Below are 12606 nucleotides of genomic sequence, written 5' to 3' on the forward strand. Positions count from 1 at the left end.
TCTCAGCGAATGCGGTACCTCTCCCAGAAGGGGCCCAGATCCTTGTCCGTCACGGACTGCGCGGCCTTCTTGAAGTCGGCGGTGGTGGAGAGGCCGTACCAGTGGTCGCGGGCGTACCGCTTGAGGAGGCGTGCCATGGGCTCGGCTCCGAGCGTGTCCTCCAGGCGCGCCAGGGCGCAGGGGCCGGCCGTGTAGATCAGGTGGTACTCGTCGCGGTGCTTGGCCCAGTAGGCCATCGAGTTGGTGAGCGCGGTGCTCTCGCTCGGCCAGTCGTCGGACCAGCAGTCGCTGGTGTCCCAGCCGTAGAAGCGGGCGTTGGCGTACTGGGCGAAGCTCTCGTCGAGCCAGGGCGCGCCGTACTCGTCGTTGCCCACGATGCCGTACCACCACTGGTGGGCCACCTCGTGGACAACGGCGCTGCCCTCTTCGGTGGTGCCGAGGAGGACCAGGCCGGGGTACTCCATGCCGCCGCCGAACTCCTTGGTCATCACGAGGTCGATCTCGCCGTACGGATAGCGGCCGAACTCCTTGCCGAACCGGTCGATGGCGGCGACGCCGTCCTTGCGGTTGAGGCGTACACCCGCGGCGGGTGTGTTCGGCGCCCAGTACGACTTCACGCGCACGCCCCCGGGAGAGGTCTCGGTCGCCGTGCGGAACGGGCCCGCCGCCCACGCGAAGTCCCGGGCCCGGTGCGCGACGCTGTGCGTGACCGTACGTCCGCGCTTGCCGGGGCTGGTCCAAGTGCGGCCGGTCGCCGGGACCTTGAGGGCTTCGGGGTGGTCGATGCGTGCCCGGAAGTCGCTCGCCAGGGCGTAGAAGCTCTCACCGGTCGCCACGTACGGATCGAGGTGCCGGCCCTTGGCGTCGTGCACGGCGAGCACGGGCAGGGCGTTGCCCAGGAAGCGGAACGCGCCCTCACGGCCGAAGCGGGCGTTGCGCTCGGGCACGGTGATGGACACGTCGAAGGCGACGGCCGTCCGCTCACCGCGCGCGAGCGGCTTCGGCAGGCTGATGCGCAACGCCGTGCAGATCCCGGGCGTCGGTTGCCGGGCATGGAGTTCCGTGGCCGGCAACCGCCGTTCAGCGCAGGCGTCGGACATCCGGGCAGCCGACCTCGGGCGAACCGCCGTACGGATCGGTGACGGTTTTCGTGCCGGTGACCTTGCCGGAGAGGCACAGCTCACCGCCCAGCAGCCGCAGGTCGAGGGTGAACTCCACGCTCTCGCCGGAGCGTTGTGGGCCGTGGATCCGCAGGTCGACGTAACCGAGGCCGCGCAGGACGTCCTTGACCTGTTCCGGTGTCGGGTCGGGCGTGTCCTTGAGGGCTTTCGCGATGCGGCGGGAGTGGATACGGGCATCGCATTTCTCGACGGGGCTCAACTCCACCTCTTTCCTGGCGTCAGCAGGGTCTCTGGGCTCCACCGGGGGCGGCGTTGCCTCCGGCGGTAACGGTTCGGGCAGGGGAGTGAGGGGCGTGAGGGGCGGCTCCGTGGGATCCGGTTCCTCCGGCGGTTCCGTGGGAGGCTCCTCGGTCGGCTCGTACATCAGGCAGGGTTCGGTGATGGAGAGGAGGAGTTCCATGAACGCCAGGAACCCGGGCTCCGAGGACTCGGGGTCCGAGGAGTCGGTGGGGAAGACCGTGGCGGGCGCGGTCGAGCCGGCCTCGACCCGGTGGGAGGCATCTCCAACACCAACGCGTTCGACCTGGTCCTCTCCGTGGACTGGCTGTTCACCTCGCTGGCCCGGCAACTCAGGGTGCGCAAGGCCCTGATCCAGGCTCCGGTGCTGTGGGAACTGCGCAAGTTCAACCCACTGGACGTCGTCGCCGACACGGCGGTCAAGACCGGCGTGGACGACGACTGCAGCACCGGCTGGGCCCAGATCTTCGCCTGGGTGGCCATCGACGCGAGGAACCACTGCGTCGAGCAGGGCATCATCAACGGTTCGATCCTGGACGCCCCCAGGGACAAGCCGTCGGTGTGGACCCAGCTGAACGAGGGACCCGATCTACAACATCAAGTCGGCTGCCTACCTGACGATCTTCAACGCCCACCAGATCAACCTGCCGAGGCCGGGGCTGAACACGAGCGAGGGTGACTCCGAGAGAATCCTCAGCCGTTACAACGGTCCCCCCGCGACGAATGACGGGGAACCGAACCTTCCCGCCCTGCAGTACGGCCGTGAACTCGTCGTCCTGTACCGGGTGTTGGAAAAGTACTACCGGCTCTCCCGTAATGGCTGAGGTGAAGGGTACGAACAGCGTGACAACCGGCATGACAGGCATGACGCGACGCGACGTCGTCAGGCACACCGCGGTCCTCGGCACCGTCACCCTGGTGGGCGGTGGCTCCGTGCTGGCCCTGCCCGCCGCGGCGGTGGCCGCCGGGAGACCCGGGCCCGACGACGCGCCCGAGCGGCCGACATCGCCCAACGGCTGGGAGCTGGAGGAGAAGGCCAACGACGTCTCCACGGTGTGGACCCGCCCCGTACCGGGCACCGGCCTCGACGTGGACGTACGCATCGGAGACGTGGAGACGGTCCTCGTGCACGTCGTCCGGCGCTTCCACTACGAGATCGACGAACTCCGCAAGGGAGACCTGGCCGGCTGGCGCGCACCGGCCCGGGTGAAGCCGAAGCGGGCGGAGGGCAACCAGGCGTCCGGCACCGCCGTCGCGATCAGGCCCGGCTCCTACAACCCGCCAGAAGCCGAGGGAGGGTTCTTCCCGCTCCAACTCATGGTGATCCGCGACATCCTCGCCGAGTGCGACGGTGTCGTGCGGTGGGGCGGGGACGACGACCGCCCGTACGAGGCGCTGTTCTCCATCGACGTACCGCCCGGTGACAAGCGGCTGACGGAACTCGTGGCCAAAGCGGACCTGGGCCGACGAGCCCGGAGCCGGCCCGGGCACCCAGGTGGACGTGGCCGACACCAAGCGGCGCAGAGCCGCCACCGCGCTGGAGCGGCGACAGAAGAAGACCGCCTGACATCGAACGTCCGGCACCCGCAGGTGGCCGTGGATCCGTGTGATCCACGGCCACCTGCCGTACGCCCCTGGAGGCGCCGACGGCAGGGCCCATGGACCCAGTCATCTAGAATGACGGCCAACGCGCTTGTATGCGCGGGTAGTTGAGTTCAACGCCAGGGAGAACATCCATGGGCGCCACAGAGACCGTAGGCACACCTGAGGCGGGCTCCGAGCTGGACGCCCGGACCGCGGGGCCGACGGTGCCACGTCTGGTGCTGGGGGCACGACTGCGTCGACTGCGGGAGGAGCTGCACTTCTCCCGTGAGGAGGCGGGCGAGGCCATCCGCGCCTCCCAGTCCAAGATCAGCAGAATGGAGTGGGGCCGCCACGGGTTCAAGATGCGTGACGTGTCCGACCTGCTCACGCTCTACGGGGTCACGGACGAGGCCGAGCGCGCCACCTTGATGGCTCTGGCCAGACAGGCCAACACCCCCGGCTGGTGGCAGCCGTACAACGACGTGGTGCCCGCCTGGATGCAGGCCTACCTCGGGGCCGAACAGGCGGCGAGCCTCATCCGCTGCTTCCAGCCCCAGGTCGTTCCGGACCTGCTGCAGATTCCTGACTACGCTCGCGCCGCCGTCCGGCTCACCTGCCCGGAGGCTTCCGCGGAGGAGATCGACCGGAGGGTCGCCCTGCGCATGCGACGCCGGCAGATCCTGCACCGGCAGCGAGCGGCTCAGTTCTGGGCCGTGATCGACGAGGCGGCACTGCGTCGCCCGGTGGGCGGCACCGGAACGATGCGCGCCCAGCTCCAGCACCTCATCGAGATCTGCCGACTCCCGCAGATCACCGTACAGATCGTGCCGTTCCTCGCCGGTGGTCACGCCGCGGCCGGTGGTCCGGTCACCATCGTGCGGCTGCCCGGCGGTCTGCTGCCCGACATGGTGTACCTGGAACAGCTCGCCAGTGCCGTCTATCCCGACAAGCCGAGCGAGATCGAGTACTACTGGGGTGTCATGAACCGCGTGGTCGTCCAGGCCGATTCGCCGGACGCGACGTGCACGATCCTCCATCGCATCCTCCAGGAGACCTGACCCGAACGGATCAGGACTCGCGGTGGTCGACGGAGTGAGCACCGGTCGTCGCGCCCGGCGGTCGTCGCGGCGGCGTACGCCAAGTGGGCTGCCCGTAGGCGGACTTCAGCGCTTGAGGGCGACGCCTCCGTACTGGTGCACTTCCGCCGGGAGGCCCCAGGCCTCGGTGTCGGGACGCCAGCGGGAGCACGAGGCCACGCCGGGTTCGAGCAGTTCCAGACCGTCGAAGTAGCGCTCGATCTGCTCGGGGCTGCGAAGGATGTACGGGATCGAGCCGCCCTCGTTGTACTGCCGGATGGCATCGACATAGGCATCGCTGGTGTCGGTGCTGTCGTACTGCACGAGGAAGCTGCCGGCCGGCAGACCGTCCACCAACTGCCGCACGATCGAACGTGCTTCGTCGTGGTCCTCGATGTGGCCGAGGATGCCCATGAGCATGAGGGCGACAGGCTGGTCGAAGTCCAGCGTCTTCGCCGCTTCCCGCAGGATCGTGGTCGGGTCGCGCAGATCGGCGTCGACGTAGTTGGTGACCCCCACCGAGCTGCTGACCAGCAGCGCGCGGGCATGTGCGAGCACCAAGGGGTCGTTGTCCACGTAGACGATCCGGCATTCCGGGGCCACCCGCTGGGCGATCTCATGGGTGTTGTCCACGTTCGGCAGCCCGGTGCCGATGTCCAGGAACTGCCGGATTCCCTCCTCGGCGGCGAGATGACGGACGGCGCGGGCGAGGAAGTAGCGGGCGGCGCGCGCTCCGGTCTCGATCCCCGGGAAAATGTCACGGAACGCGTCACCGGCTATGCGGTCGACTTCGTAGTTGTCCTTGCCGCCCAGCCAGTAGTTCCAGATCCGGGCCGATTGAGGCACGGTGGTGTCGATCTTGGAGAGTGCCTCCTGGTCGGAGTTCTCTCGTGCATCAGTCATGGACACTCCTGTGTGTACGTAGTGTGAGAACCGCGGAACTGTCGAGCACCAGTCATGGAGAGCCACGTTATTGCCCGGGTTTGGATCATGTAAATCCGCCGGCCCAACCTGTCCGTGGTTCGCCGGCCAATGACTTGTTTGTGTTCTCCGGGCGGACCGAAAGTCGACTTCGGCGCCGTCACTTCACAGAACGCACACAGAAGTTCATGAGCCCTTTAGGTTTCAAGCGTTACGCTCTCCGGCAGTCGAGTGGTCGATGTCGGCGCCCCACCCGCCGCGGCCCTCGCCCCCCCCAGAGGTGCAGGAGATTCGGCGTGCGTGACGGCGACGTAGTGGTGATAGGCGGCGGCTACGCGGGCGTCCGGCTGGCGAAACGGCTGGACGGGACGGCGCGGGTCACGCTGGTCGATCGCAAAGAGGTCTTCTTCCATCGCATCGCCTCCCTGCGTGCCGGAGTGCGTCCGGAATGGACGATGGCTCCGTTCATCCCGTACGACCGGCTGCTCGGCAACGGCCGGGTGGCCGTGGGCAAGGCGGTCCGTGTCGACACCGCCGAGCGGGAGGTGGTGCTGGCCACGGGCGAGCGCCTCCCGTACGACGTGGTGGTGATCGCCACCGGCGCCGACTATCCGGAACCGGCCCGTTTCTCCGGCACCACCGCCGAGGAGGCTGCCAAGTCGTTCGCCGGACACCAGCAGAGCGTCGCCACCGCGGATCATGTACTGGTTGTCGGCGGTGGCCCTTCCGGTGTCGAGCTGGCCGCCGAGATCCGTCTGGCCCGGCCGGACGCCCGGGTCACGCTCGCCCACTCCGGCCCTGCCCTGCTCCACTCCACGGGCAGTGAGCGGGCCGGGCGCAAGGCCCGCGCCTGGCTGGAGTCCCACGACGTGGAGGTGCGGCTCGACTCGTTCATGTCCCCGGGCCACGACTTCGGCACGTACCGCGACGCGCGCGGGAACGTGGTGGAGGCCGACCGCTCCTTCTGGGCGACGGGCACCACCCCCAACACGCTCTGGCTGCGCCTGGGTGGACACGGCGACTGGCTGAACGCGAGCGGGCATGTGAAGGTCGACCGAATGCTCCGTGCCGAGGGCCGATTGGATGTATTCGCGGTCGGCGACGTGAACGACGCGAGCGAGCTCAAGATCACCCCCGCCGCGCTCGCCCAGGCGGACCTCGCCGCCCACAACATCCGCGCCTACCTGGGCAGTTCGGGCAAACACCGCACACAGTCCCGCTCGTACCGGCCCATCCACCGCACCCCGCTCATCGTGCCGTTCGGCCAGGCGGACGGAGTGACCATGCTGCCCGTACTGGGCGGTGAGACCGCGGTGCTCGGCGGCCGAACCACCACCCTGGCCAAGGCAAAGACCCTGATGACCCCCTACATGAGGCGCCAACTGGGGTACACCGCGGCCTGACACACGACGCGCGGCTTCCCGCACACGAACGACGACGCCACGGAGGCACCCGTCGTTCGCCCAGGTATGCCCCCTGGGGTAAGGTCCCCACGTTTCCAACTACCGACTGAAGGCGAGCCGGTACGGGGAGTGCGGAAGGGGCGGCAAGACGATGGAATCCCAGTTGGGCGACGGCGGATCCGTGGATCTGGACGACACACCGTTGGAGGCGATGACTCCCGAACCGCTGCTCACCCGGGACTACGAGACACGCCCCTCGCTGGTGTACGAGCGGCTGAGGCAGCGTCACGGCCCGGTCGCGCCGGTCGATCTCCTGGGCGTACCCGCCTGGTTGGTCCTCGGCTACCGGGAGTCACTCGAGGTACTCCAGGACGACGACGGTTGGCCGAAGGGCCTGGAGAACTGGCGGGCCCGCTCGGAGGGCCGCGTCCCCGCCGACTGGCCACTCGGGCCGTCCCTTGAGGTCAACCATGTTCTGATCCAGGGCGGTCCCGGATACCCGCAGTTGCGTACGGCGTGGGACACGGCTCTCAGACCGTTCCAGGACCCGCGCCATCCCCAGGCGAAGAAACTCAAGACGGCCGTCACCGCCTACGCCGACGAACTGATCACCCTGGTGGGCCAGGCAGGCGGAACGGGCCTCGCTGACCTGTCCGCCCAGTTCTCCCGGCCCCTGCCGCTGATGGTGGCAAGTCACCTGCTCGGCTTCCCCGGTTCACAGGGCGACGACGCGCTGATGGACATGTGGCGGGTCCTGGACGCGGGGCCGGACGCGGAGCCCGCCCTGGAGCGCCTGTTGGCGACGCTGGCCGAACTGGCGGCGATGAAGCTCAAGACACCGGGGGACGACTTCCCCTCGCACCTGCTGGCCGCACACCCGGACCTCTCGCTCGACGAGCTGGCCCGTGAGCTGTTCATGCTGCTGGGCATGACGTCCGACCACGTCGGCATCCTCATCTCCAACACGGTGGTCGAGGTCCTCTCGGGCGACGGCGGCGCGCGTGCCAGCCTGTCCGCCGGGATGGTCAGGGAGACCATGAACCGGGTGGTCATGCGCAAGCCGCCGCTGGTGAACTTCGTGCCGCGCTTCGCCACCAAGGACGCCACGCTCGGGAAGTACACGATCCGCGCGGGCGACCCGGTCTGGGTCTCCTCGGCGGCGGCGCACGCCGACCCGCTCTTCGCCGACAGCGCGGCGAAGAGCACCACCGTCAGCACCCGGGCGCACCTGTCCTGGGGTGCGGGCCGCCGTCAGTGCCCGGCTCGCGAACTCGCGTCCACGGTCGCGGCGGTGGGCGTGAGCCGCCTGTTCGAGCGGTTCTCGCGTCTCGACCTCGCGCTCCCCGTCGACCAACTCCCGTGGCGCTCCTCGCCCTTCATGCGGGGCCTGCGCTCGCTGCCCGTGCGGTACGAACTCGCCTCGGTGCCCGATCAGCCGCCGGCGCACGACCCGGCGGCGGAACCGGCCGAGACGGCGCTGCCGGACCCGTCCGCCCGACAGCGCTCGTCACTGTGGCGCTATCTGACGAGCCTGATCCGAGCCGGCCGCTGACGCTGCCACGCGCGGTGCGGGACCCGAGGTGAGGCCGGCACCCGCGTGCCGGCCTCACCTCAACTTCCGCACCGCGCGCCCCATTCTGTCGAGCGCCTGGCGCAGGACGGCCGGTGAGGTGGCGAAGTTGAGGCGTACGCACCCCGCGCCGCCGGTGCCGAAGACGTGGCCGGAGCTGAGGGCGACGCGGGCTTCGTCGAGGAACATCTGCGCCGGACCGGCGAGGTCGGCCACGACGCCCGGGCCGTTGGCCTGGTGTTCGTCGTGCAGTCCCAGCCGCGTGCAGTCCAGCCACGCCAAGTAGGTGCCCTGGGGCGGCAGGTACCGGATGCCGGGGAGGTGTTCCTCGATGAGCTGCCCCAGCAGGGTCCGGTTCGCGTCGAGCCCGCCCAGCAGTTCATCGAGCCAGTCCCCGCCCTCCTGGAGCGCGGCCGTGTGGGCGAGGATCCCCAGGTGGCTGGGCCCGTGACCGACCTCCTCGGGCATCCGGCGGAGGTCGGTGGCAGCCTCCTCGCCCGCGATGGCCAGGGCGGCTTTGAGTCCCGCGAGGTTCCACGCCTTGGAGGCGGACATCAGGGCGAAGCCGTTCTCGGAGCCGGGCACGCTGAGGAACGGCGTGAACGTGGCGCCCGGCAGTACGAGCGGGGCGTGGATCTCGTCGGAGACGACGCGGACGCCGTGCCGACGGGCGAGTGCCGCGATGGCTTCCAGTTCCTGGCGGGTGTGCACGACACCGCTCGGGTTGTGCGGGTTGCACAGCAGAAATGCCGGACATCGGCCGTGCCGCCGCGCCCGTACCAAGGCGTCCTCCAGGGCATCGAGGTCGATACGCAGGTCGGGGCCCAGGGGAGACTCGATCACCTCGCGGGCGTCATGGCCCACGAAGGCGTAGAACGGCGGGTAGACGGGCGAGCACACGACGACGGCGTCGCCGGGGTCGGTGATCAGGCGGAGGACCTCGACGATGCCCATCATGACGTCGGGCACGATGGCCGTGTTCCCGACGAGAAGGCCGTCCCACTGCCAGCGGTCGGTGGCGAAGGCGGCCAGGGCCTCGGCGTAGGCGGTTCCGTGGGCGTACCCGGTGTCGCCGAGGCCGATGGCCCTGTGCAGCGCGTCGGCGACGCAGCGAGCCAGCGGGACATCCATCTCCGCCACCCACAGGGGCAGTACGTCCTCGGGATGGGCGCGCCACTTCATGCTGGTACGCCTTCGCAACTGCTGCAGGGACACCTGCACAAGGGGATCGGTCCTTCTGCTCTCGGCGTCCTCGGACACTGCCTGCTTCGTGGTCTCGGTCACGCTGTCCTCCAACGTCCGGGCGATGCGGGCCTGTAGGTGGTGGCGGCCGCGAGTACGGCGGCTTCGATCGGCTGGCGGTCTGTGGACGGACAGAACGATGATGCGGCCAGCTCGACTGTTTTGGGACCCCGCCCCACGCATGGCCGTCAGCGGCGAACGTGGTGCTGGTCATGCAGGAAGGCCGCCTGGCCAAGCACACGCTGCCCGGGGCCGCCGGGTAGCGAAGGCGGCGTGACGAAGACCCGCCGCGACCGTCGGCACACTCGTATGGCTGCCGGTCGCGTGTCACGCCTGGACGGTGGGTCGAACGTTGATCTCGCCGATCTCGACGTCGGCGGGCTGCTCGATGGCGAAGGCCACCGCGCGGGCGACTGCCGCCGGAGGGATGCCCATCGCGTCCATGTTCTTGCGTGTCTGGTCGCGGACGTGCGGGTCCGCCATGGAGTCGGCGAGATCGGTGCGGATGTATCCCGGCGAGATGGCCGTCGTGCGCACCACCCCGTCGGTGGACTCCTTGCGCAGCCCCTCGTGGACGGTGCGCACCGCGTTCTTGGTCGCGGCGTAGACAGCCATCGAGGGGGACACGGTCAGTCCGGCCACGGAGACGATGCTCACCAGGTGGCCGGACCCCTGCTCGCGGAAGGCGGGCAGCGCGGCGGCGATGCCGTTGAGCGTGCCGCGAAGGTTGACATCGATCATGGCCGACCAGCCTTCGGTGTCGAGGTCGGCCAGCGGGCTGATCGGGGCGATGCCCGCGTTGTTCACCAGTACGTCGATACGGCCGTACTCGTCGATGGCGGTGGAGACCAGGCGCCGCAGGTCCTCGGCCTTGGTGACGTCGACGACGCACGCGGTGGCGCGGCCGCCCTGCTCCCGGATGTCCTGCGCTATGGCGTCGATGCGCTCGCTGCGCCGTGCCGAGAGGACGACCGCGGCGCCGCGCCGCGCGAGCAGCCGGGCCGTGGCTTCGCCGATACCGCCACTCGCCCCGGTGATGGCGACGATCTTGCCGTCAAGAGATAGCACTACTGCCTCCAAGTAAAGTGGACACGTGTCCGCTGTGTGTTTCAGCCTACCGGACACGTGTCCACTTGTCGGAGGCGGAACATCAGGAGAGGCCCATGAGTACGCCCGCACGCCGTCCGGACGCGGAGCGGAACCGGACCCGCATCGTGGAGGCCGCCCGTGCGGCCCTTGCCGAGTCGAGCCACGTCCACCTCAACGAGATCGCCAAGCGCGCCGGCGTGGGACAGGGGACGCTCTACCGGAACTTTCCCAACCGCGAGGCGCTCCTCGCCGAGGTCTACCGGCGCGACGTCGAAGAACTCGTGACCGCCTCCTCCGCCCTGCTGGTGGACCACGAGCCCGTGGAAGCCCTGCGTCGCTGGCTCGACCGAGTGATCGACTACGCCGAGATCAAGCACGGCGTCCTGGCGGCGCTGGAGCCGGCCGCGTGGCAGGACCTCGTCGCCCACAGTCAGAACCCCATCGAAGGCGCCCTCGGCCACCTGCTGGACGCCGGGAAAGCGGCCGGTTCCATCCGCACGGACGTGGACGCGCCCGGAGTCCTCCTGCTCATCGCCTACCTCGGCCGCCTGAACCGGGCCGAATGGGAGTCGAAGGCGCGGCCGCTGATGAACGTCATCCTCGACGGCCTCCGCTGGCGGGACGCGGGCCGGTGAGGGCGGGGGAGGGGTGAGGGCGGGGAGTGGGAGGGGTGAGCGCCGTGGATCGGGAGAGGCGGGTTCCGGTTCCCGCCGAGGCCGGTCGGCGACGTACTCGGCCAGGCGCTCGCCGGGGTCTCACACCCGCACGGCGGACCCGCGTTCGCTCATCTGCGGTGCGCACAGCACCCGCTTCTTCCATACGCGCTTGCCCTCGATCGCCGCGACCGTCAGCCGTGCCGCCTCCGCCGCGATCTGGGTCAGCCCCCAGTCCACGGTGGTCAGCGGCGGGGTGAGCACCCGAGACACCGGATGGTTGTCGAAGCCGACCACGGAGACGTCCCGGCCCACCTCAAGTGAGGCGTCGGCCGCGGCCGCGTACACCCCGTACGCCAGTGAGTCCGAGAAGCAGAACACGGCTGTCGCGGGGCGGGCCCCGTCCAGAACGCCGCGCGCCACCGCCGTCGCCTCGCCCAACTCCTGCGGGCAGGGGACCAGTTCGGCCTGTAGGCCGAGGCGGTCGGCCGCCTCGCGGACATACACGTCGGCGGGCCGGTCCGGGGTGCTCGGGCGGGTAGGGGTCAGAACGGTCACGTGGCGGTGGCCCAGGCCGTGCAGATACTCCAGTACGGCGTCGATGCCGGCGCGGTTGTCGAAGATGACCTGGCCTGCCGTGCGGGCCCGGCTCAGCGAATCGCCGACGGCGACCACCGGCAGCGAGTCGGCGATCGCGGCCCAGCCCTTCGCGGACGGGTTCACGGGAGACACCAGCAGCGCGTCGACCCGCTGGTCGCGAAGCTGCTTGGCGAGGGCCAGTTCACGGTCGGGGTCGCCACCCGCGTCGAGGATCAGCGCGTAGCGGTCGCCGGCCAGCAGTTCCCGGCCGATGGCCGCCATCAACTGCTGCTGCCACAGGTCCTGGAGGTCGCCCGCGAGGACGCCGACCATGCTGGTGCGGCCGCTGACCAGTGCACGGGCGATGGGATCGGCCTCGTAGCCGAGTTCGGCCGCGGCCTGGCGCACCCGCTCCTCGGTCTCCTTGGAGACGTGTTTGCCGCGCAGGGCGTACGAGACGGCGGCGGTGGAGAGGCCCGTGGCCTCGGCCACCTCCCGAAGGGTGGTGCGCTTGCTGGGCCTGGCCATGCCGGGAAGCCTACCGGGACGCGTCCGCATTGTGGGCACCCGGCCCGCCGGGCACCGCCGTGGTCCCGTCCGTACTCGGGTGCCGCTCTTGAGCACGGGCCCGGTCGCCGCCGCCAACGCATGCTTGACAGGCCCGCTTGTTAATCGCTTAAGTTAACCGCGTAAGTGAAACGCTTAACCTCGGTTGACCGCCTGATTTGTCCTTTCCTCTTATCCTTGCCAGCCCGAGGACCGCCGCGTGCCCACCGACGTCCACCAGCACATCTGGCCACCCGACTTCATCGAGTTGCTGCGCTCCCGCACCACACCGCCGTACCTCGACGGCTGGACCCTGCACGCGGACGGCGAACCGCCCTACGAGGTCGACCCGGCCGACCACGACATCGCGGCCCGTACGCGTCTTGCCGCCGCCGACGGGCTCGGCCTCGCCCTGGTGTCCCTCTCCAGCCCCCTCGGCATCGAGTACCTGCCGCCCGCCGAGGCCACCCCACTACTGTCGGCGTTCCACGTCGGCGCCCTCGTACTCCCCGCCCCCTTCGGCGT

12 protein-coding genes and 1 pseudogene are annotated in these 12606 nt (G+C 69.7%); 7 read left to right on the top strand and 6 right to left on the bottom strand.

The window, feature by feature from the left end:
- Positions 1 to 2: 2 nt before the first annotated feature.
- Both O3Q52_RS03110 and O3Q52_RS03115 read right to left on the bottom strand, forming a co-directional pair.
- Positions 3 to 1100 (bottom strand): M1 family metallopeptidase, encoded by a 1098-nt coding sequence (locus tag O3Q52_RS03110; RefSeq protein WP_269647209.1) that lies wholly within the window; start codon positions 1098 to 1100, stop codon positions 3 to 5.
- The gene (locus O3Q52_RS03115; protein WP_269647210.1) at positions 1081 to 1581 is read right to left on the bottom strand and encodes a hypothetical protein; all 501 of its coding nucleotides are present in this window, start codon (positions 1579 to 1581) and stop codon (positions 1081 to 1083) included. The genes O3Q52_RS03110 and O3Q52_RS03115 overlap by 20 nt, the downstream gene beginning before the upstream one ends.
- Positions 1582 to 1671: 90 nt before the next feature.
- Here O3Q52_RS03115 and O3Q52_RS03120 point away from each other — a divergent pair, with 90 nt between their 5' ends.
- The 3 genes from O3Q52_RS03120 to O3Q52_RS03130 all read left to right on the top strand — a co-directional run bounded on the left by O3Q52_RS03120 (position 1672) and on the right by O3Q52_RS03130 (position 4060).
- Positions 1672 to 2097, top strand: coding sequence for a hypothetical protein (locus O3Q52_RS03120; protein WP_269647211.1), 426 nt, complete (start codon positions 1672 to 1674; stop codon positions 2095 to 2097).
- Positions 2098 to 2282: 185 nt separating this feature from the next.
- Positions 2283 to 3131 carry a hypothetical protein gene (locus tag O3Q52_RS03125; RefSeq protein WP_332112846.1) on the top strand — a complete coding sequence of 283 codons (849 nt, stop codon included), beginning with the start codon at positions 2283 to 2285 and terminating at the stop codon, positions 3129 to 3131.
- 23 nt (positions 3132 to 3154) lie between these two features.
- A complete protein-coding gene (locus tag O3Q52_RS03130) occupies positions 3155 to 4060 on the top strand; it encodes a helix-turn-helix transcriptional regulator (protein WP_269647212.1) in 906 nt (301 codons plus the stop codon).
- A 105-nt stretch (positions 4061 to 4165) separates the two neighbouring features.
- Here the strand turns inward: O3Q52_RS03130 and O3Q52_RS03135 are convergent, their stop codons facing one another.
- Positions 4166 to 4981, bottom strand: coding sequence for an SAM-dependent methyltransferase (locus O3Q52_RS03135; RefSeq protein WP_269647213.1), 816 nt, complete (start codon positions 4979 to 4981; stop codon positions 4166 to 4168).
- Positions 4982 to 5295: 314 nt separating this feature from the next.
- On the opposite strand from O3Q52_RS03135, the gene O3Q52_RS03140 reads away from it, so the two are divergent.
- Both O3Q52_RS03140 and O3Q52_RS03145 read left to right on the top strand, forming a co-directional pair.
- A complete protein-coding gene (locus O3Q52_RS03140) occupies positions 5296 to 6402 on the top strand; it encodes an NAD(P)/FAD-dependent oxidoreductase (protein WP_269647214.1) in 1107 nt (368 codons plus the stop codon).
- A 151-nt stretch (positions 6403 to 6553) separates the two neighbouring features.
- Positions 6554 to 7954, top strand: coding sequence for a cytochrome P450 (locus O3Q52_RS03145; RefSeq protein WP_269647215.1), 1401 nt, complete (start codon positions 6554 to 6556; stop codon positions 7952 to 7954).
- Positions 7955 to 8008: 54 nt separating this feature from the next.
- Here O3Q52_RS03145 and O3Q52_RS03150 read toward each other — a convergent pair whose 3' ends face one another.
- Together O3Q52_RS03150 and O3Q52_RS03155 are read right to left on the bottom strand one after the other, a co-directional pair.
- On the bottom strand, positions 8009 to 9256 hold the full coding sequence (locus O3Q52_RS03150) for a MalY/PatB family protein (RefSeq protein WP_269647216.1): 1248 nt from the start codon (positions 9254 to 9256) through the stop codon (positions 8009 to 8011).
- Positions 9257 to 9541: 285 nt separating this feature from the next.
- On the bottom strand, positions 9542 to 10282 hold the full coding sequence (locus tag O3Q52_RS03155) for an SDR family oxidoreductase (protein WP_269647217.1): 741 nt from the start codon (positions 10280 to 10282) through the stop codon (positions 9542 to 9544).
- A gap of 95 nt (positions 10283 to 10377) precedes the next feature.
- Here O3Q52_RS03155 and O3Q52_RS03160 point away from each other — a divergent pair, with 95 nt between their 5' ends.
- The gene (locus tag O3Q52_RS03160; protein ID WP_269647218.1) at positions 10378 to 10938 is read left to right on the top strand and encodes a TetR/AcrR family transcriptional regulator; all 561 of its coding nucleotides are present in this window, start codon (positions 10378 to 10380) and stop codon (positions 10936 to 10938) included.
- A gap of 120 nt (positions 10939 to 11058) precedes the next feature.
- Here O3Q52_RS03160 and O3Q52_RS03165 read toward each other — a convergent pair whose 3' ends face one another.
- Positions 11059 to 12063, bottom strand: a complete 1005-nt coding sequence (locus tag O3Q52_RS03165) for a LacI family DNA-binding transcriptional regulator (RefSeq protein WP_269647219.1) — start codon at positions 12061 to 12063, stop codon at positions 11059 to 11061.
- Positions 12064 to 12301: 238 nt separating this feature from the next.
- On the opposite strand from O3Q52_RS03165, the pseudogene O3Q52_RS03170 reads away from it, so the two are divergent.
- Positions 12302 to 12606, top strand: a pseudogene (locus O3Q52_RS03170) (amidohydrolase); the annotation flags it as partial.

Source organism: Streptomyces sp. ActVer (assembly GCF_027270795.1).
Lineage (GTDB): Bacteria > Actinomycetota > Actinomycetes > Streptomycetales > Streptomycetaceae > Streptomyces > Streptomyces umbrinus_A.

Coding starts and splice junctions, on each gene's coding strand:
- O3Q52_RS03110 (WP_269647209.1), bottom strand. CDS start 1,100: ATGTCCGACGCCTGCGCTGAACGGCGGTTGCCGGCCACGGAACTCCAT.
- O3Q52_RS03115 (WP_269647210.1), bottom strand. CDS start 1,581: ATGGAACTCCTCCTCTCCATCACCGAACCCTGCCTGATGTACGAGCCG.
- O3Q52_RS03125 (WP_332112846.1), top strand. CDS start 2,283: ATGACGCGACGCGACGTCGTCAGGCACACCGCGGTCCTCGGCACCGTC.
- O3Q52_RS03130 (WP_269647212.1), top strand. CDS start 3,155: ATGGGCGCCACAGAGACCGTAGGCACACCTGAGGCGGGCTCCGAGCTG.
- O3Q52_RS03135 (WP_269647213.1), bottom strand. CDS start 4,981: ATGACTGATGCACGAGAGAACTCCGACCAGGAGGCACTCTCCAAGATC.
- O3Q52_RS03145 (WP_269647215.1), top strand. CDS start 6,554: ATGGAATCCCAGTTGGGCGACGGCGGATCCGTGGATCTGGACGACACA.
- O3Q52_RS03160 (WP_269647218.1), top strand. CDS start 10,378: ATGAGTACGCCCGCACGCCGTCCGGACGCGGAGCGGAACCGGACCCGC.
- O3Q52_RS03165 (WP_269647219.1), bottom strand. CDS start 12,063: ATGGCCAGGCCCAGCAAGCGCACCACCCTTCGGGAGGTGGCCGAGGCC.